General features: G+C 64.9%; 16 protein-coding genes. 11 read left to right on the top strand and 5 right to left on the bottom strand.

What is annotated here, in order from left to right:
• Window positions 1–93: 93 nt before the first annotated feature.
• The 9 genes from B7Y64_RS13530 to B7Y64_RS13490 all read left to right on the top strand — a co-directional run bounded on the left by B7Y64_RS13530 (window position 94) and on the right by B7Y64_RS13490 (window position 8,406).
• Complete coding sequence (locus tag B7Y64_RS13530; RefSeq protein WP_024815342.1) at window positions 94–408, top strand: lipopolysaccharide assembly LapA domain-containing protein; 315 nt, start codon at window positions 94–96, stop codon at window positions 406–408.
• The gene (lapB, locus tag B7Y64_RS13525; protein WP_291324729.1) at window positions 398–1,555 is read left to right on the top strand and encodes a lipopolysaccharide assembly protein LapB; all 1,158 of its coding nucleotides are present in this window, start codon (window positions 398–400) and stop codon (window positions 1,553–1,555) included. The genes B7Y64_RS13530 and lapB overlap by 11 nt, the downstream gene beginning before the upstream one ends.
• Before the next feature lie 121 nt (window positions 1,556–1,676).
• On the top strand, window positions 1,677–2,015 hold the full coding sequence (locus B7Y64_RS13520; RefSeq protein WP_291324730.1) for a helix-hairpin-helix domain-containing protein: 339 nt from the start codon (window positions 1,677–1,679) through the stop codon (window positions 2,013–2,015).
• Between the two features lie 127 nt (window positions 2,016–2,142).
• On the top strand, window positions 2,143–5,094 hold the full coding sequence (locus B7Y64_RS13515; protein ID WP_291324731.1) for a monovalent cation/H+ antiporter subunit A: 2,952 nt from the start codon (window positions 2,143–2,145) through the stop codon (window positions 5,092–5,094).
• Window positions 5,094–5,459: a Na+/H+ antiporter subunit C gene (locus B7Y64_RS13510; RefSeq protein WP_024815346.1), complete on the top strand. Its 366-nt coding sequence runs from the start codon at window positions 5,094–5,096 to the stop codon at window positions 5,457–5,459. The genes B7Y64_RS13515 and B7Y64_RS13510 overlap by 1 nt, the downstream gene beginning before the upstream one ends.
• Before the next feature lie 82 nt (window positions 5,460–5,541).
• Window positions 5,542–7,275: a monovalent cation/H+ antiporter subunit D gene (locus tag B7Y64_RS13505; RefSeq protein ID WP_291329136.1), complete on the top strand. Its 1,734-nt coding sequence runs from the start codon at window positions 5,542–5,544 to the stop codon at window positions 7,273–7,275.
• Window positions 7,272–7,760, top strand: a complete 489-nt coding sequence (locus B7Y64_RS13500; RefSeq protein ID WP_024815348.1) for a Na+/H+ antiporter subunit E — start codon at window positions 7,272–7,274, stop codon at window positions 7,758–7,760. The genes B7Y64_RS13505 and B7Y64_RS13500 overlap by 4 nt, the downstream gene beginning before the upstream one ends.
• Window positions 7,757–8,038, top strand: coding sequence for a K+/H+ antiporter subunit F (locus tag B7Y64_RS13495; RefSeq protein ID WP_291324732.1), 282 nt, complete (start codon window positions 7,757–7,759; stop codon window positions 8,036–8,038). Before B7Y64_RS13500 ends, B7Y64_RS13495 begins: the two co-directional genes overlap by 4 nt.
• On the top strand, window positions 8,035–8,406 hold the full coding sequence (locus B7Y64_RS13490; RefSeq protein WP_114654934.1) for a monovalent cation/H(+) antiporter subunit G: 372 nt from the start codon (window positions 8,035–8,037) through the stop codon (window positions 8,404–8,406). Before B7Y64_RS13495 ends, B7Y64_RS13490 begins: the two co-directional genes overlap by 4 nt.
• 86 nt (window positions 8,407–8,492) lie before the next feature.
• On the opposite strand, the gene B7Y64_RS13485 is transcribed toward B7Y64_RS13490, so the two are convergent.
• Window positions 8,493–12,146: a hydantoinase B/oxoprolinase family protein gene (locus B7Y64_RS13485; protein ID WP_291324733.1), complete on the bottom strand. Its 3,654-nt coding sequence runs from the start codon at window positions 12,144–12,146 to the stop codon at window positions 8,493–8,495.
• Window positions 12,147–12,424: 278 nt separating this feature from the next.
• Between B7Y64_RS13485 and crcB the strand changes: the two genes are divergently transcribed.
• The gene (gene crcB / locus B7Y64_RS13480; protein WP_111867548.1) at window positions 12,425–12,811 is read left to right on the top strand and encodes a fluoride efflux transporter CrcB; all 387 of its coding nucleotides are present in this window, start codon (window positions 12,425–12,427) and stop codon (window positions 12,809–12,811) included.
• 220 nt (window positions 12,812–13,031) lie between these two features.
• Window positions 13,032–13,895, top strand: coding sequence for a TIGR00730 family Rossman fold protein (locus B7Y64_RS13475; protein ID WP_291324734.1), 864 nt, complete (start codon window positions 13,032–13,034; stop codon window positions 13,893–13,895).
• Window positions 13,896–13,928: 33 nt separating this feature from the next.
• Here B7Y64_RS13475 and rmuC read toward each other — a convergent pair whose 3' ends face one another.
• The 4 genes from rmuC to pncB form a co-directional block, all read right to left on the bottom strand.
• Window positions 13,929–15,782: a DNA recombination protein RmuC gene (rmuC, locus tag B7Y64_RS13470; RefSeq protein WP_291324756.1), complete on the bottom strand. Its 1,854-nt coding sequence runs from the start codon at window positions 15,780–15,782 to the stop codon at window positions 13,929–13,931.
• A gap of 71 nt (window positions 15,783–15,853) precedes the next feature.
• Window positions 15,854–16,843 (bottom strand): D-glycerate dehydrogenase, encoded by a 990-nt coding sequence (locus B7Y64_RS13465; protein WP_291324735.1) that lies wholly within the window; start codon window positions 16,841–16,843, stop codon window positions 15,854–15,856.
• Window positions 16,844–17,014: 171 nt separating this feature from the next.
• Complete coding sequence (locus B7Y64_RS13460) at window positions 17,015–18,433, bottom strand: sodium:proton antiporter (protein WP_291324736.1); 1,419 nt, start codon at window positions 18,431–18,433, stop codon at window positions 17,015–17,017.
• A 76-nt stretch (window positions 18,434–18,509) separates the two neighbouring features.
• A complete protein-coding gene (pncB, locus tag B7Y64_RS13455) occupies window positions 18,510–19,718 on the bottom strand; it encodes a nicotinate phosphoribosyltransferase (RefSeq protein WP_291324737.1) in 1,209 nt (402 codons plus the stop codon).
• Window positions 19,719–19,756: the final 38 nt, after the last annotated feature.

Raw genomic sequence — 19,756 nt, 5'->3', positions numbered from 1 at the left:
ATCATGCAGATCCATGAATGAACCGCGCACAGCGCTGCTACGGCTGGGCCGTACTGCCAAGCTCTTAGAATCTCCCCACCACCGGGGAGCTCCATGAAATACCTCCTGTGGCTGCTCAAGGCAGCCATTTTTTTTACGCTGTTTGCGTTCGCACTGAACAACCAGCAAGACGCCACCGTGCATTTTTTCTTTGGCACGCAGTGGCGGGCGCCTTTGGTGCTGGTGGTGTTGACCGCGTTTTCTGCCGGCCTGGTGGTGGGCGTACTGGGCATGGTGCCCCGCTGGTGGAAGCACCGCCGGGCAGCGCGCCGCGCCGATAGTTCAACCAAGCTGTCGCCCGCGCCCACCGCGCCCGCTCCAGCGGCTGCCTCATCGTCTGCCGAATTGCTGCCACCCCATGGAATTTGATATCAGCTGGATTTTGCTGGGCCTGCCCCTGGCCTTTGTGCTGGGCTGGCTCGCCTCCCGCTTTGACCTGCGCCAGCTGCGTGCGGAAAACCGCCGTGCTCCCAAGGCCTATTTCAAGGGGCTGAACTTTCTGCTCAACGAGCAGCAGGACCAGGCCATCGATGCCTTTATTGAAGCGGTACAGAACGATCCCGACACATCCGAACTGCACTTTGCGCTGGGCAACCTGTTTCGTCGGCGGGGCGAATACGACCGTGCGGTGCGGGTGCACGAGCACCTTTTGTCGCGCGGCGACCTGTCCCGTGCGGACCAGGAGCGTGCCCAATATGCCCTGGCGCTCGATTTTCTGAAAGCGGGGCTGCTGGACCGGGCCGAAGCAGCCCTGAGCCAGCTGGAAGGCACACCGTTTGAGGGCCAGGCCCGCCTTGCCTTGCTGGCCATTTACGAGCGCTCGCGCGACTGGCCCCTTGCCGCAGGCATTGCCCGCAAGATGCACGATGCACATCAAGGTGATTTCAGCACCCGGCAGGCGCACTACCTGTGCGAGCAGGCGCAAACCTGCATCGCCAACAACGACCGCCCCGGCGCGCTGGCCTTGCTGAACCAGGCGGTGGCCACCGCGCCCGAGGCGGCCCGCGCCCGCATCGACCTTGCCCGGCTGCAGCACTTGATGGGCGAAAGTGGTGCCGCCCTGGGCACACTCCAGGCGCTCAGCCGGCAGGCCCCTGCCGCAGTACCCCTGGCCACCCCCCTGATGCTGGAAACCGCCATCGCCGCAGGCCAGGCGCCGGAGATGCAGGCGTTGCTGCAAGCGCATTACGCCCAGGCGCCATCGCTGGATGTGCTGGAGGGCATCGTGGCCTTGCAGGCACTGAACCCCACCGATGCGGCCACGGCACGGCAATGGTATGTCCGGCATCTGGACAAAGAGCAATCCCTGGTGGCAGCAGCCAAGTGGCTGGCAGAAGAAAAACTCGAGCACGAAGAGTTCCATCCGCAGATCCAGCGGGCGCTGGACCACGCCGTCAAGCCGCTCACGCGCTACCGCTGCGCCGCCTGCGGCTTCGAAGCACGCCAGCATTTCTGGCAATGCCCGGGCTGCCAGACCTGGGACAGCTACCCCGCCCGCCGGGTGGAAGAACTCTGAGAGCGCAGAGGGTTCATGATCTGAACCGCAGGTGCCGGCAGGCCGCCCGTAAAGCCGCAGTTGCCTCGCTATGATGCTTGGGCGATTTCATCGCGTCGCATCAACCACCAGGAGTTCCTCCGTGCTGAAAAAAATACTGACCATCATTGCCATGCTGTATGCCGCTGCCTCGTTTGCAGCGGTCGATGTGAACAAGGCCACGGCCGCAGAACTGGACGGCATCAAAGGCATCGGGCCCGGCCTCTCCGGAAAAATCATCGAAGAACGCAAACACGGTGCATTCAAGGACTGGGACGATTTCATCCAGCGGGTGCGCGGCGTGGGCGAGACCAGCGCCGGAAAGTTTTCTGCCGAAGGCATGAGGGTAAACGGCCGGACTTTCAAGGCGCCCGCCCCAGCACCCACCTCTGCACCTGCTCCTGCCCCTGCCGCAGCGGCCGCCAGCGCTCCCAAAAAATAAGCACCCCACGCATACGCCGGGCCCGCTGTGGCGGGTTTTCCGTGGGGCACCGTACGGCGGGCAAAAGCCCAGGCCCACATGGTCTTTTCAGGGATGACTGCTGGTCGTTCCGTAAAATTGTCGGCGCATGCCCCTGATCACCCTCATTCTTCTCCCCTTCATCGGAAGCTTTCTGGCGGCGGTTCTGCCCGCGAATGCCCGCAACACTGAATCGACCGTGGCGGGACTGATTGCGCTGTTCTGCACCGTACAGACCGCGCTTTACTTTCCCCAGATTGCCGACGGCGGCGTGCTGCGCCAGGAAATTGAATGGCTGCCCGCACTGGGCCTGAACCTGGTCATCCGCATGGATGGCTTTGCGTGGATGTTCTGCATGCTGGTGCTGGGCATTGGCACGCTGGTGGTGCTGTATGCGCGCTACTACATGTCGCCCGCCGATCCGGTGCCGCGTTTCTTCTCGTTTTTTCTGGCCTTCATGGGTGCGATGGCGGGAGTGGTGCTGGCGGGCAACATCATCCAGCTGGCATTTTTCTGGGAACTGACCAGCCTGTTTTCGTTCTTGCTGATCGGCTACTGGCACCACCGGCGCGATGCGCGGCGCGGCGCGCGCATGGCGCTCACCGTGACCGGGACGGGAGGCCTGTGCCTGCTGGGCGGCATGCTGGTCATCGGCCACATCGTGGGCAGCTACGACCTCGATCATGTGCTTGCTGCCGGCCAGCAGGTGCGCGATCACCCGCTGTACATCACGGCCCTTGTATTGCTGCTGCTGGGCGCTTTCACCAAGAGCGCGCAGTTTCCGTTCCATTTCTGGTTGCCACATGCCATGGCCGCGCCCACGCCTGTGTCGGCGTATCTGCATTCGGCCACCATGGTCAAGGCCGGTGTTTTTTTGCTGGCCCGCATGTGGCCCGTGATGGGTGGCACCGAGCCGTGGTTCTGGCTGGTGGGCGGGACCGGCCTGGCCACGCTGCTGGTGGGTGGCTATGCGGCAATGTTCCACAACGACCTGAAGGGGCTGCTCGCCTACTCGACCATTTCGCACCTGGGCCTCATCACCCTGCTGCTTGGCCTGAACAGCCCGCTGGCCGCCGTGGCGGCGGTCTTTCACATCATGAACCACGCCACCTTCAAGGCGTCGCTGTTCATGGCCGCCGGCATTGTGGACCATGAAAGCGGCACGCGTGACATCCGGCGTCTGTCGGGCCTGCGATCCATGATGCCGGTCACCGCCACGCTGGCCATGGTGGCCAGTGCAGCGATGGCGGGGGTGCCGCTGCTCAATGGCTTCCTGTCCAAGGAGATGTTCTTCACCGAGACGGTGTTCCTGGATGCCACACCGCTGGTGGCCTTCATGCTGCCAATTGCCGCCACCCTGGCGGGCATGTTCAGCGTGGCGTATTCGCTGCGCTTCACGGTCGATGTGTTCTTTGGCCCACCAGCCACCGACCTGCCGCGCACACCGCACGAACCGCCGCACTGGATGCGCGTGCCGGTGGAGTTGCTGGTGCTGGTGTGCCTGGTGGTGGGCATGCTGCCTGCCTGGTCGGTGGGCCGATTCTTGGATGCCGCCGCAAGGCCTGTGGTGGGCGGAGAGCTTCCAGCCTTCAGCTTGGCCGTGTGGCATGGCTTCAACACCCCCTTTGTGATGAGCCTGCTGGCTCTGGGGGGTGGGATCGCAATGTATACGGCGTTGCGGGCGCTGCGCGCTGCCGGCCGGGTGGATGCGCCACCCCTCATGCGCCACATCCGGGGGCGGCGCCTGTTTGATGGTTCGCTGGCTTTCATTACGCAGATGGGGCGCCATGGGCGGCGCATGCTGTCTACCCAGCGCCTGCAATGGCAGATGCTGTGGCTGGTTGGCGCAGCGCTGGTTGCTGGCGCCCTGCCCCTGTGGAGCCAGGGCATGCAACTGGGCCAACGAAGCATGTTGCCGCTATCGCCCGCGTTCGTGCTGCTCTGGGGCGTGGGCATGGTATGCGCCGTGGCAGCCGCTTGGCAGGCCAAATACCACCGCCTGGCAGCGCTCACACTGGCGGGCGGAGCAGGGCTTTGCACCAGCATCACGTTTTTGTGGTTTTCGGCACCCGACCTGGCGCTGACTCAGCTGGTGGTCGAGATCGTGACCACGGTGCTCATTTTGCTGGGCCTGCGTTGGCTGCCCAAACGCGATGAAACCCTGCGCGTTGCCACCTCCGCCGAGCAGGCCACCACCCGGTGGCGCCGCCAGCGCGACATGGCGCTGGCGCTGGCGGCAGGGGGCGGCATGGCTTGGCTGGCCTTTGCCATGATGAGCCGCCCTTTTCCCGACAGCACATCCACGTTCTTCCTGGAAAACGCACTCAGCCAGGGCGGTGGCACCAACGTGGTCAATGTGATGCTGGTGGATTTCCGTGGTTTTGACACCTTTGGCGAAATCGTGGTGCTGGGCGTGGTGGCCCTCACGGTGTATGCACTGCTGCGGCGCTTTCGCCCCGCGCGCGAAACCATGGACCTGCCCGAACAGCAGCGCTTCATGCCCGCCGATCTGCAGACCGACCTGCTCAACCCACGCCACGCCACCGACACCGCCGTGGGCTATCTGATGGTGCCCGCGGTGCTGGTGCGGCTTTTGCTGCCCTTTGCAGCCGTGGTGTCGTTTTACCTGTTCATGCGCGGGCACAACCAGCCCGGTGGGGGGTTTGTGGCGGGCCTGGTGCTTTCGGTGGCGCTGCTGCTGCAATACATCATTTCGGGCACGCACTGGGTAGAGGCCCACATGCCGTTACTCCCGCGGCGCTGGATCGGCACCGGGCTGCTCTTCGCCCTGTCCACAGGGCTCGGGGCGATCGTGGTGGGCTACCCGTTTCTCACGAGCCACACCTTTCACCTGAGCCTGCCGCTGCTGGGCGACATCCACATCGCCAGTGCCATGTTTTTTGACATCGGCGTGTTCACGCTGGTGGTGGGGTCCACCATGCTGATCCTGACGGCCATTGCCCACCAATCGGTGCGCGGCCACCGCTACCACGCCCGCCTGGCAGAAGAGGCGGAGCAAGAGGATGGCGCCCACCCACCCCCACCGGAGGTCAACCGCTGATGGAAATCGTTCTGGTCATTGCCATTGGCGTACTCACGGGCTCGGGCGTGTGGCTGCTGCTGCGCCCGCGCACCTTCCAGGTCATCATGGGCTTGTCGCTGCTGTCGTATGCCGTCAATCTGTTCATCTTCAGCATGGGGCGCCTGGGCCTGGCGATCGACAAGGAGCCGGTGCTCCAGCCCGGCCTGCCGCACGATCTGGCGCACTATGCCGACCCCATGCCCCAGGCGCTCGTGCTCACCGCCATCGTGATCGGGTTTGCCATGACGGCCCTGTTCCTGGTGGTGCTGCTGGCCTCACGCGGCATGTCGGGCACCGACCACGTGGACGGCCACAGCGCGCGTGATGTGCAGGAAATGCCATGAGCACCACCCTGCCCCACCTTTCGCACTGCCCGCCCGCGCCGCGCCATGCCCTGGCGGCAGCCCTGTGCACCGGGGCGCTCCGATGAGCCAGGGCCTGATCACACTGGTGGAGCAAGGCGCCTCGGCGCTGATGCCGCACCTGATGCTCGCCCCCATTGCCCTGCCACTGCTCACCGGTGCGCTCATGCTGCTGATGCGCGAGGAACAGCGGCTCCTTAAGCTCGTCGTCAATGTGCTTTCCACGGCGCTCGGGCTGCTGGTTTCGCTGGCGCTGCTGCTGTGGGCCAACCAGCCCGGCGCCACCAGCAGCATGGGTGTGTACCTGGCGGCCAACTGGCAGGCGCCGTTCGGCATCGTGCTGGCCCTGGACCGCCTCTCGGCCATGATGCTGGTGCTGACCAGCGTGGTCGCCCTTGCCTCCATCGTGTTTGCGGGGGCCCGCTGGCACCGTGCTGGTGTGCACTACCACCCGCTGTTCCAGTTCCAGCTCATGGGCCTGGCGGGCGCTTTTCTCACGGCCGACCTGTTCAACCTGTTTGTGTTCTTCGAGATCATGCTGGCGGCCTCCTATGGCCTGCTGCTGCATGGATCGGGTCGGCAGCGCGTGCAAGCGGGATTGCACTACATCGCCATCAATCTGGCGGCGTCCTCGCTGTTTCTGGTGGGCGTGTCGATGCTGTACGGCATCACCGGCACGCTGAACATGGCCGATCTGGCGCAGATCATTCCACTGGTGGCCCCCGCCGACCGTGGCCTGCTGCACGCCGCCGCCGCCATCCTGGCGACGGCCTTTCTCATCAAGGCGGCGGTGTGGCCGCTCAACTTCTGGCTCGTGCCAGCCTACAGTGCCGCCACGGCGCCCGTGGGCGCGCTGTTTGCGCTGATGACCAAGGTGGGTGTCTACACGATTTTGCGGCTGTGGACCCTGCTGTTCAGCAGCGAAGCCGGCGCCTCCGCACTGTTTGGCAGCCTGTGGCTGATTGGTGGCGGCATGGTCACCATGGCGTTTGGCGCCGTGGGGATGCTGGGCTCGCAGCGCCTCACGCATCTGGCCGGGTTTGCCGCCATCCTGTCGTCAGGCACCCTGCTGGCCGCGGCGGGATTTGGCCAGAACCTGCTCACGGCCGGGCTGCTGTATTACCTGCCCAGTTCCACGCTGGCCGTCAGCGCCCTTTTCCTGACGGCTGACCTGATCGACCGCTGGCGCAACGACGGCGCCAGCTACGCCCCGTTCGAGAAAAGCGACAACGCGCCCTTTCTCAACGCCGAGCTCGTTCCCACCGAGGGACTGAACCTCGACGAAGACGAAGAGGTGCTGATTGGCCGTGTCATCCCCGCCGCTGCCGCCCTGCTGGGCTTGGCCTTTATCGTCTGCACGCTGGTCATTACCGGTCTGCCACCGCTGTCGGGGTTTGTGGGCAAGTTCGCCATGCTCAGCGCCCTGCTCAACCCGCTGGGCCTGACCGCTTCGGCCGGCACCCAGCCGGGCGCGCCGGGCTGGACGCTGTTTGTGCTGATGATTGCCACCGGTCTGCTGGCACTGATTGCCCTCACGCGGGTCGGCATTCGCCATTTCTGGTCCACCCACGTTCGCGTGGCACCCCAGCTGCGTGTGCTGGAGGGGCTGCCCATCGCCGTGCTGCTGGCCCTGTGCGTCGCGCTGACCGTGATGGCGGGCCCCCTGATGCAGTTCACGCAGGCCACGGCCGATGCGCTGCATTCGCCAGGAACCTACATCCGCGCCGTGATGCAGGCACAACCCATCCCCGGCCCGACCACGCCGGGCAATGCCCATCCGCCCAAGGAGGCCCCATGAAACGCCTGCTGCCCGCGCCATTGCTGTCGGCCGCGCTGTTCGTGCTGTGGCTGTTGCTGAACCAGTCGCTCAGCCCCGGCAATTTGCTGCTGGCACTGGTGGTGGCGTGGCTGGTGCCCCTGCTCACGCGCGGGCTGCGGCCCCTGCCGGTGCGCATTCGCCGCCCCGGCACGGTGCTGCGGCTGGGTCTGACGGTGGTGGCCGACACCGTGGCGTCCAACCTGGCCGTGGCGCGCCTGCTGCTGGCTCCCAGGCGGCCACGCCATGCTGCGGCCTTTGTGCACATCCCCCTGGAACTGCGCGACCCCAATGCGCTGGCCGTGCTGGCCATGATCGTCTGCATCACACCCGGCACCGCCTGGGCCGAGCTGTCGCTGGACCGCTCCATGCTCATGCTGCACGCGCTGGAGGTGGACGATCCGCAAACCCTGATCGACCACGTCAAGCAGCGTTACGAGCGCCCGCTGATGGAGATTTTTGAATGACCTACCCCATCCTTTCCTGGGCCCTGCCCATTGCCCTGAGCATGCTGGTGCTGGCGATGGTGCTTGCGCTGGTGCGGCTGCTCAAGGGCCCCTCGGCGCAAGACCGTGTGCTGGCGCTGGACTGCATGTACCTCAATGGCATGCTGCTGGCGCTGGTGCTGGGCATTCACTACGGCAGCAGCACCTATTTCGAGGGCGCGCTGCTGATTGCGTTGTTCAGTTTTGTCGGCACGACGGCCATGGCCAAGTTTTTGCTGCGCGGCGAGGTGATCGAATGACCGATGCCGCGCTGCCACTGTGGGCCGAAATCACCATCGCGGCGATGGTGCTGACAGGTGCAACCATTGCGCTGCTGGGCTCGTGGGGGTTGCTGCGCCTGAAAACCTATTTCGAGCGCGTGCACGCGCCGTCCATCATTGCCACCATGGGCTGCTGGTGCATCATGCACGGCACCATCGTTTACTTCTCGCTGCAGGGGCAAGGCCTGGCGCTACACGCCCTGCTGATCGCACTGTTCGTAGCCATCACGGTGCCCGTGACCAATATTTTCCTCATGCGCGCGGCCTTGTTCCGCGCACGGCGGGCGGGCAACGATGTGCCCCCGAGCCTGAGCCGCACCACCGACTCGATCGAGCGCGATTCGTGACAGGCGGCCGCGGCCAGGCGGCACCACAATGCTCCTGAATTTATAGCTGCTAGCGCTTTACCATCAAGGGCTAGCGGCATATTTCATCATAATTTGCTCGCGACGGCGCCAAAACCTCCGCCACCGGGGGTGTGGATCTCGAACACATCGCCCGGCTGCATTTCGGCCTGACCGATGTGGTCGAGCAACTCCACGCGGCCATTGGCACGCACCACCTTGTTAACGCCGGGCGCTCCGGGCTTGCCGCCATCCATGCCAAACGCGCCACGGTGGCGGCCATTGGAGAGGATGCTGGCCGTCATTGGCGCAAGAAAGCGGATGCGGCGCACCCCGCCGTTGCCCCCCGCCCAGCGGCCGCCACCGCCCGAGTTGGCACGAATGGCAAAGCTGTCCAGCCGCACCGGAAAACGGAACTCCAGGATCTCCGGGTCGGTCAGGCGCGAATTGGTCATGTGGGTCTGCACCACGCTGGTGCCGCCAAAGCCGCCCACCAGGGCCCCCGCATCGTCGAACACGCCGCCCGCACCACTGCCGCCCGAAATGGTTTCGTAATACTGGTGGCTGGCGTTGCCGAACGTGAAGTTGTTCATGGTGCACTGGCTGGCCGCCATCACGCCCAGCGCTCCCAGCAAGGCATTGGTGATGCAGGTGGAGGTTTCCACATTGCCCGCCACCACCGCGGCCGGTGGAAGCGGGTTGAGCATGGAGCCGGGCGGGATGATGACGTTGATCGGCTTCAGGCACCCGGCGTTCAGCGGGATGTCATCCTGAACCAGCGTGCGAAACACATACAGCACCGCCGCCATACACACCGCCGTGGGCGCATTGAAGTTGTTGCTCTGCTGCGCGCTGGTGCCGGTGAAGTCGATGGTGGCGCTGCGGCTGGCCGCATCCACCTTCACGGCCACGCTGATCTGCGCGCCGTTGTCCAGGGGCAGCGTGAATGCGCCGTCCTTGAGGCGCGTGATGGCGCGGCGCACCGATTCCTCCGCGTTGTCCTGCACATGGCCCATGTAGGCCTGCACCACGGGCAGGCTGAACTGCTGCACCATCTTGCCAAGCTCTTGCACGCCCTTTTCGTTGGCGGCAATCTGCGCTTTCAGGTCGGCCAGGTTCTGCTGCGGGTTGCGTGAGGCGTATTCACCGCTTTGGAGCAGGGCCAGCATTTCGGCCTCGCGCAGCACCCCGCGCTCGACCAGCTTGAAGTTGCGGATCTGCACGCCCTCTTCCTCGATGCGCGTGGAAAACGGCGGCATCGAGCCCGGCGTGATGCCGCCCACGTCGGCGTGGTGGCCCCGGCTGCCCACGTAAAAGCTGGGCTGCGCGCCGTCGGCAAGGTACACCGGCGTGATCACCGTGATGTCGGGCAGGTGCGTGCCGCCGTGGTAGGGGTCGTTGAGCACATACACATCGCCGGGCTGCATCGTGGCGCGGTTCTCGCGGATCACGGTTTTGATGCTCTCGCCCATCGAGCCCAGGTGCACGGGCATGTGCGGCGCATTGGCGATGAGGTGGCCAGCTGCGTCAAACAGTGCGCAGCTGAAGTCCAGCCGCTCCTTGATGTTGACCGAGTAGGCCGTGTTTTGCAGCTGCAGCCCCATCTGCTCGGCAATGTTCATGAAGAGGTTGTTGAAGAGCTCCAGCAGCACGGGGTCGGCCGTAGTGCCCACCGCGCAATGCACGGCGCGCGCCGCACAGCGGTTGAGCAGCAGGTGGTCAAGGTCGGTCAGCTGCGCCTGCCAGCCGGGTTCGACCACCGTGGTGGCATTCTTCTCGGCAATGATGGCCGGGCCGGGGATCACGTCGCCAGGGCGCAGGTCTTCGCGCACCACCAGTGCGGCATCGTGCCAGGCGGGGGCACCGCTGGTGCCCACGGTGTACATGCGCACGGTGCTGCGGCGCGGCACCTCGCGCCGCGGGTGCACTGCGTGGCGCGGCTCCATGGGGGCATCGCCGGGCAACACGGCCTCGACCGACACGGCCTCCACCACCAGACCCTTGCCCTGCATGAGAAACGAAAACCGCTGGCGGTAGGCGTTCTCGAATGCGACGGTGATCTCGGCCTGGGTGCCAAACGGCACGACCAGGGCCGAATCGGTGCCCTCGTAGCGCACATGCACGCGGCGATGCACCACCGCCGCGCCAGCGCCCGCCTGCTGGCGCTGCAACTCGGCGCGCGCCGTGCTGGCCAGCGCATCCAGCGTGGCTTCGATGCCCGCCAGTGCCTCGGGCGCCAGCGTGCATTCCACGGTCTGCTCGCGGATCACGTTCTGATCGGCCAGGCCCATGCCATAGGCGCTCAGCACGCCCGCCAGCGGGTGCACAAAAACCTGCGCCATGCCCAGTGCGTCGGCCACCAGGCAGGCGTGCTGGCCGCCCGCGCCGCCAAAGCACTGCAGGGTGTAGCACGTCACGTCGTAGCCGCGGGCCACGCTGATCTTCTTGATGGCATTGGCCATCTGCTGCACGGCGATCTGGATGAAACCGTGGGCCACTTCCTCAGGCGCTCGCCCGGTCTGCACGGCAAGCGCACCAAACTGTGCGCGCACCACGTCAGCATCCAGCGATTCGTTGGCCGCCTGGCCAAACACCTGCGGAAAATGCGCCGGCTGGATCTTGCCCACCATCACGTTCGCATCGGTCACGGCCAGCGGGCCGCCCCGGCGGTAGCTGGCGGGGCCGGGATGGGCGCCCGCACTCTCGGGGCCGACACGAAAGCGGGCGCCGTCAAAGCCCAGCACCGAGCCGCCACCGGCCGCCACCGTGTGGATGCCCATCATGGGCGCGCGCATGCGCACGCCAGCCACCTGTGTCTCAAACTCGCGCTCGAATGCGCCCGCATAGTGGCTCACATCGGTGCTGGTGCCGCCCATGTCGAAGCCGATCACGCGATCGTGCCCCGCCAACTGCGCAGTCCGGGCCATGCCCACAATGCCGCCCGCCGGGCCCGAGAGGATGGCGTCCTTGCCCTGAAAGTGGTGCGCGTCCGTCAGCCCGCCCGAGGACTGCATGAAGAACAGCGGCACGCCAGGCATCTCGCCCGCGACCTGCGCCACATAGCGGCGCAGGATGGGCGACAGATAAGCATCCACCACCGTGGTGTCGCCCCGGCTCACGAACTTCATCATGGGGCTGGTGGCGTGCGACGTGCTGATCTGCGTGAACCCCGCCTGCTCGGCCAGGCGGGCGGCCGCCTGCTCGTGGGCGGTGTAACGCCAGCCATGCATGAACACGATGGCCACGCTGCGCAGGCCCGCATCGTAGGCGGCCCACAGGCGCTCTTTGAGGTGCTCCTCATCCAGCGGCTCGATCACCTCGCCGTGCGCGCCCACGCGCTCCTGCGCCTCGATCACGCGGCTGTAAAGCAGCTCGGGCAGCACGATGTGCCGGTCAAACAGGCGCGGGCGGTTCTGATAGGCAATGCGCAATGCGTCGCGAAAGCCTTTGGTGGTGATGAGCAGCGTGGGCTCGCCCTTGCGCTCCAGCAGCGCATTGGTGGCCACGGTGGTGCCCATCTTCACGCACTCCACCTGCGCGGGCGCCACGGCTTCGCCGGGCTTCAGACCCAGCAGGTGGCGAATGCCGGCCACCGCGGCATCGCGGTACTGCCCAGGGTTTTCAGACAGCAATTTGTGCGTGACCAGCCCGCCATCGGGCCGGCGCCCCACGATGTCAGTGAAGGTGCCGCCCCGGTCAACCCAGAACTGCCAGCGGGGTGAGAAAGAAGGTTCAATCGTCATGAGTTGCTACCGTAAGAATAGCTATGAGCGCTTGCCATATAAGCGCAAAAGCCACTTTTTATATCAATTAGAGCGCGCAGCGCAGCCAGAGAAAAAAGATCGGTCCATCAGAGCACAGGATGCATTGGCGTGAGGCCCTCCATCGCAAGAAAACCGCGCTGAATGGCACACGATGGACACGAAAGGAACGATACCAAACCCGCGCCTTCGTCTGCCATGGGCCCGTGTCACCAAAGCAAGAACCCTGGGCGCGCGCCCCGGATGTGGACAATGGCGCCATGCTGAATGTTCTGTCCATCTGTATCGGCGCCAGCCTCGGCGCCCTGGCCCGCTGGCGCCTGGGCGTGTGGCTCAGCGGGCCCGGCGCGCTGCTGCCCTGGGGCACCCTGGCGGCCAATCTGCTCGGCGGCTACCTCATCGGCGTGTGCGTGGCGGCTTTCCAGGCCCTGCCGCAGATCGACCCCGCCTGGCGCCTGGCGCTGGTCACGGGGTTTCTGGGGGCGCTGACCACGTTTTCCAGCTTTTCGGCCGAGGTGGTGACCATGCTGCAGCAGCAGCGCTACCTGCTGGCAGCCGGCACCACCGGGCTGCACTTGGGGGGCTCGCTGCTCATGACCCTCTTGGGCCTGCAGACGGTGGCACTGGCGCTGGCCAGCCGCCCCTGACCGGTGGGCCAGCCCACAGCGCGGCGCGCACCCGGCCTCCCGGTCATTTTGACCTGCAGCGCAATAAGTTACTATCTTTTTAATAGCTTATGACGCACGTCTGTAAAGCGCAACAGCACTGTTGGCCCTAAAATCCTGCAAGGCCCGCCGCTCCAATGGCTGGCCCCTGTCACAACCCTACTCTCTCAGTCCGGCCCCCGCCGCGACGTCTGGAATCCCCATGGAAGCCAACACCCAACTCAACGAACGCCGCCTGGCCGATGCCTGGGCCGAGCTGCACGCGCACGCCAACAACGACAACCCCCTGCACGCCGATGCCTACCGCCTTGCGTTTGCCGACCCCGAGTTCTTGTTCCGCCGTGAAACGCGCGGCATCCGGTTCCAGCTGGAAATGCTAAAGCCCGACCTGGGCCAGGCCGAGCAAGGCATCGAGAACACCGTGGTGGTGTATGGCAGCGCCCGCTTTGTGGCACCCGACGAGGCGGCCGCCCTGCTCAGCGAAGCCGAGGCCAGCGGCGACGAAGAACAGCTGCAGCGCGCGCGCCGTGCCGTGCGCAACGCGCGCTACTACGACCTTGCCCGCCAGTTTGCCGGCTTGGTGGCCGACCACAGCGAACGCCAGCGACCGGCCGACCGCATCTACATCTGCACGGGCGGCGGCCCCGGCATCATGGAGGCCGCCAACCGGGGCGCCCACGAGGCGGGCGCGCTGAACGTGGGCCTGAACATCGGCCTGCCGCACGAGCAAAGCGGCAACCGCTTCATCTCGCCCTCGCTGAGCTTCAAGTTTCACTACTTTGCCCTGCGCAAGATGCACTTCATGATGCGCGCCAAGGCCCTGGTGGCTTTCCCCGGCGGGTTTGGCACCCTTGATGAACTGTTCGAGGTGCTCACGCTGGTGCAAACCCGCAAGGCCAAGCCGGTGCCCATCGTGTTGTTTGGCGTGGACTACTGGAAGCGCCTCATCAACTTTGACGCCATGGTGGAAGAAGGCACCATCTCGGCCAAAGACCTGCAACTGTTTCACTACACCGACGACCCGCAGGAAGCCTGGGGTCTGATCAAGGCTTTCTACAAGCTCTGATCTTCGGTCGCCACCCCGCGTGCCGGGGTTGGCTCAGGGCAGATCGTCCTCAGGGTCCAGCGCGGGCAATGCCGCCGTGCTGGCGCCCGCCAGCGGTACGGTGGTGTCGGGCGCGGGCAGGTCCTGCACATCGCGCAACTTGCGCTGGATGGCGCGGGTGCGCACGCCCACCTCGTCAAACTTCTTTGCGGCGGCGTCGATGGATTTCTTGGTGGCCTCGACCACATCGCCAAACTTGGCGAACTCGGTCTTGACCATTCCCAGCAGGCTCCATACCTCGGACGAGTGCTTCTCGATCGCCAGCGTCTTGAAGCCCATCTGCAGGCTGTTGAGCATGGCGGCCAGGTTGGCCGGGCCGGTGATCATCACGCGGCAATCGTTCTGCACCGCCTCGACCAGGCCGGGGCGGCGCATCACCTCGGCGAACAAGCCTTCGGTGGGCAAATACAGCACGGCAAAGTCGGTGGTGTGCGGGGGCGATACATATTTGGCAAAGATCTTCTTTGCTTCCAGCCGGATCGAGGTCTCGAACGCGTTGCCCGCCGACAAAATGGCGGCCTTGTCGGCCGCGTCCTGCGCGTCCATGAGCCGCTGGTATTGCTCCACGGGGTATTTGGAGTCGATGGGCAACCACACCGGGTGCTCGTCGTTCTTGCCCGGCAGGCGAATCGCAAACTCGACCAGCTCGTCGCTGCCCGGCACGGTCTTGACGTTGCGCGCAAACTGGTCGGGCGTGAGCACGTTGTCGATGATGGCCCCAAGCTGCATTTCGCCCCAGGTGCCGCGCGACTTCACGTTGGTCATCACGCGTTTGAGGTCGCCCACGCTGCCCGCCAGGGTCTGCATTTCGCCCAGGCCCTTGTGCACCTGCTCCAGCCGGTCAGACACCAGCTTGAAGGATTCGCCCAGGCGCTGCTCCAGCGTGGCGTGCAGCTTTTCGTCCACCGTGCGGCGCATTTCTTCGAGCTTGGTGGCGTTGTCGGCCTGAATAGCGCCCAGACGCTCGTTGAGCGCGGTGCGCAGTTGTTCGGCGTTGTGCTGGCTGCCCTGCACCAGGGCGGTGAGCTGCTGCGACACGGCGTCTTGCAGCACCGAGAACTGGTTCTTGATCTGGTAGCTGTTGCCTTCGAGCTGGTCCTTGAGCGCGGTCGACATGGTGCCCAGCTGGCTCTGGATGTCGGCCTTGAGCGAGTCGAGCGTGATGCGCGTGGCGGCCGTCAGCGCCTCGAAACGCTCTTGAATGCGCTTTTCAAACAGCGCTGCGCTCTCGCCCATGGCCTCGCGCGACTTGACGCTTTCGGCGGCCAAGGCGGCCGTGGTGGTGGTGAGCTCGGTGCGAAAACCCACCAGTGTGGCCGACAGCTCGGTGCGCGCGGTGGCGGCATCGGCCTGGCCCTGCGCCAGGTGGGCCAGCAGCGCCTTGCTGCTTTCTTCCAGGCGCCCGGCCACGGCCTGCTGCAGACCATCAAAGCGCTGGGCCAGCGAGGCATCCAGCGCGGTCTGGCGCTGGGTCAGGGCGGCGTCGAACACCGACAGGCGCTGCTCCAGCCGCCCCTCGAACACGCCAAAGGCCGCCAGCAATTCGGAGCGGCTGTTGCGCGATTCACTCACCGCCTGGGCCAGGCGTTCGTCAACGGCGTGGCGCAGGGTTTCGAGCGTGGTTTGCGTGGTTTGTGTGAAACCGCTGAGCTGGTGGGCCAGCGCATCCATGGCGCCATCGTTCTTGGCCACTGCCAGCTGGGTGGCCTGGCCAGTCTGTTCCAGGGCCTGCAGCCGCGCCAGCCACTCGGGCGGCAGGTCCACACGGGGGCGGCGCACCAGCAACAGCACCAAAAGCAGCAGCACCAGGGCCAGCGCGGCCAACAAAACAAGCGTGTCAGCAGTCAAGGTATTCACTATTATATTTATAGCATCTTGCGCTTATCCCATAAGCGCTAGAGGCCAATTTGATTCAAATTTCAGGCAGATCGCATCGCAGCCGGCTGGTTCACCGGCGTGAGCGGGCCGCGCCCGTCAAAAAAGGCGATCAGGTTGTCGGCCGCCAGGTTGGCCATGGCCAGGCGCGTGGGCACGGTGGCGCTGGCGATGTGCGGCGTGAGCACCACATTGGGCACCGTCAGCAGATCGGGGTGCACGCTGGGCTCGCCCTCGAACACATCCAGGCCCGCCGCCGCAATGCGCCGTTCACGCAGCGCCACGGCCAGGGCCGCATCGTCCACGATGCCGCCGCGCGCAATGTTGACCAGCGTAGCAGTAGGTTTCATCAGCGCCAGCTCGGCCGCGCCAATGGTGTGGTGCGATGCCGGGGTGTACGGCAGCACCAGCACCACATGGTCGGCCGTGCGCAGCAGCTCGTCTTTTTCGACATAGTGGGCCTTGCATTCGCCCTCCAGCTGCTGCGACAGGCGCGAGCGGTTGTGATAGACCACGTTCATGCCAAAGCCGTGCGCCCCGCGCTTGGCAATGCCCTGCCCGATGCGGCCCATGCCAATGATGCCCAGCGTGCTGCCGTGGATGTCGCTGCCCGCAAACATGTCGTAGCGCCAGGTGGTCCACTTGCCGGCGCGCAGGAAATGTTCGCTCTCGGTCAGGCGGCGGGCCGTGGCCATGAGCAACGCAAAGCCGAAGTCGGCCGTGGTTTCGGTCAGCACGTCGGGCGTGTTGGTGCCCTGCACGCCGGCGGCGGTCATGGCATCTACATCAAAGTTGTTGTAGCCCACAGCCATGTTGGCCACGATTTTCAGGCGCGGCGCGGCAGCGATCAGGGCTGCATCGATGCGCTGGCTTCCCGTGGTGAAGGCGCCGTCCTTGTCGGCCAGCCGCGCGGCCAGCTCCTGGGGCGACCAGATCACGTCATCGGGGTTGGATTCCACCTCGAAATGCTGCGCCAGGCGCTCCACCACTTCAGGAAAAATCGCACGGGCAACCAGGATGCGGGGTTTGCTCATTTTTTTATCTCCAATGTGTTGTGCGTCAATCACAGCTGATGAAACTGGCGCGATCCAGGCCGGGGCCGCCGAGCAAGGGCTGCCCTGCAGCGAGGGCGGCGTCCCCCGTCCCGCCGCACGTAGCGATGCGAGAGAAGGGGGAAGCGACAAAGTCGCTCAGGGGGATGTACTTCACTTGAACCAGATGAAGGTCATGACAATGAACAAGGGCACGAGGATGCCACCGGACCACAGCATGTAGCCAAAGAAGCTGGGCATCTTCACGCCGCGGTCTTCGGCAATGGCTTTGACCATCAGGTTGGGCGCATTGCCGATGTAGGTGTTGGCGCCCATGAACACGGCGCCCGCCGAAATAGCGGCCAGTGTGGGGGCCAGCGTGGTCATGAGCACGGCCGGATCGCCCCCGGCGGTATTGAAGAACACCAGGTAAGTGGGGGCGTTGTCCAGAAACGAAGACAGCGCACCGGTGGCCCAGAAATACATCGCCGGATCGGGCGATCCGTCAGGCCGCGTGACGGCGGCCACGATGGCGCCAAACGGCCCGTTGAGGCCCGCCTTGAGCATGGCGATCACGGGAATGATGGTCAGGAAGATGCCCGCAAACAGCTTGGCCACCTCCTGCATGGGCCCCCAGCCGAACTGGTTGTCGGCATGGACTTTTTTCGGTGTGAGCCAGAGCGAGGCCAGCGTGACGATGACCAGGCCCACATCGCGCACGATGCCGGGCAATCCCACCTCGGTACCCGCGATGTTGAACACCACCGACGACTTCCAGAATCCGCTGAGCAGCACCAGCGCCACTACCGCGCCCAGCAAGGCAAAGTTGACTTTGCCATCAAAGCCGAAATCGCGGGCGTCGCGGGTATCGGGTGTCGGGTCCTGCGGCGTCACCTCTTTGGCGCGGCGGAAATACCAGCTGTCGAGCGCGTAAAACAGCACCAGCAAAACGCCCACCAGAAACAGCGTCTCCTGGTAGATGTGCCCTACCGTCCAGAAGAAATCCACGCCTTTCAAAAAGCCCAGAAACAGCGGCGGATCACCCAGCGGCGTGAGCGAGCCACCCGCATTCGACACGATGAAGATGAAGAACACCACCACATGGGCCACATGCTTGCGGTTGTCGTTGGCGCGGATCAGGGGGCGAATCAGCAGCATCGATGCCCCCGTAGTACCCATGAAACTGGCCAGCACGGCGCCAATGGCCAGGATGGCCGTGTTGAGCCCCGGGCTGCCATGCAGGTTGCCGCGGATGTAGATGCCACCCGACACCGCAAACAGCGCGGTGAGCAAAATGACGAAGGGAATGTATTCGGCCAGCAGCGCATGCACGAAGCTGGCGCCAGCCACCCCGGGGCCAAACACCACGGCAAACGGCACCAGAAACGCCAGCCCCCAGGCCGCCGCCACCTTGCCAAAATGGTGGTGCCAGAAAATGGGGGCGAACAGGGGCACCAGCGCAATCGACAGCAACAGGCCGGCAAACGGCACGCCCCACAACATCGAAATGCTGCCGCCATCAAGGTCGGCGGCAAAGGCCAGGCCAGGCAACGCGAACAGGGCGATCGAGGTCAACCAGCGTGAAATCTTCATGGATTTGTCTCCTTCTTTCGTTCTTGTTGAGCGTGGGCTTTGGCCACGCACGGAGTGGGCAGCGTGTTTTACGTCATCAGGGCACCGAGGGAATCTCGAATACCTGGCGCAGGTAGGCCAGGTATTTTTCGTCATCGCACATGCCCTTGCCGGGCGCGTCAGACACCTTGGCCACCGGCTGGTCGTTGCAGCGCGTCATCTTGATGACCACCTGCAGCGGCTCGTAACCGAGGTCGTTGGTGAGGTTGGTGCCAATGCCAAACGCCAGCTGGCAGCGCCCCCGGAACTGCTGGTACAGCTCGATGGTGCGCGGCACCGTGAGGGCGTCACTGAAGATCAGTGTTTTGGTCAGCGGGTCCACGCGGTTCTTGCGGTAGTGGTCGAGCAGGCGCTCGCCCCAGGCAAACGGGTCGCCGCTGTCATGCCGGGCGCCGTCAAAGAGCTTGCAGAAATACAGGTCGAAGTCGCGCAGAAAGGCGCTCATGCCATACACGTCGGACAGCGCAATGCCCAGGTCGCCCCGGTATTCCTTGGCCCACATTTCAAAGCCGAACACCTGGCTGTCGCGCAGGCGCGGGCCGAGCGCCTGGCAGGCCTGCAGGTATTCGTGCGCCATGGTTCCCAGCGGCGTCACGCCCAGCTTCATGGCATAGAGCACATTGCTGGTGCCCGCAAACTGGCCCGGACCAGGCGGTGCCCCCGGGCGGCGGTCGCCCGTGCCCAGGCGGGCCACCAGCACGCGCAGCAGCTCCTCGTGCCATGCGCGGCTGAAGCGCCGGCGCGTGCCGTAGTCGGCAATCTTGAGATCGGCCAAGCCGTCGGCTTGCAGCTGCGCAATCTTGGTGTCAAGGCGCCGGCGGCCCTCGGGGAAATCAGGCACCTTTTGCGTATTGCGAAAGTACACCTCGTTCACGATGGCCAGCACCGGAATCTCGAACAGGATGGTGTGCAGCCAGGGCCCGCGGATGGTGATGTCGATCTCACCCGAGGGCTGCGGCGTGACGGTGATGTATTTCTCGTTCAGCCGGAACAGGCCGAGAAAATCCACAAAATCGCTCTTGATGAAACGCAGCGAGCGCAAGTAAGCGAGCTCGTCATCCTGGAACTGCAGACTGCACAGCGACCGGATCTCTGCCCGAATCTCGGCCACAAAAGGCGCCAGCTGCACGCCGGGGTTGCGGCACTTGAATTTGTATTCAACCTGCGCCCCCGGAAACTGGTGCAGCACCACCTGCATCATGGTGAACTTGTACAGATCGGTGTCGAGCAGGCTGGTAATGATCATGGTGGAACGGGGCCACGGCGGGGCGGCCCGGGGGTGCA

This window comes from Acidovorax sp. 35-64-16 (assembly GCF_002281195.1).
Lineage (GTDB): Bacteria > Pseudomonadota > Gammaproteobacteria > Burkholderiales > Burkholderiaceae_C > Acidovorax > Acidovorax defluvii.
The sequence above is the reverse complement of the archived record's forward strand: the minus strand, read 5'-3'. Positions and strand labels throughout refer to the sequence as shown.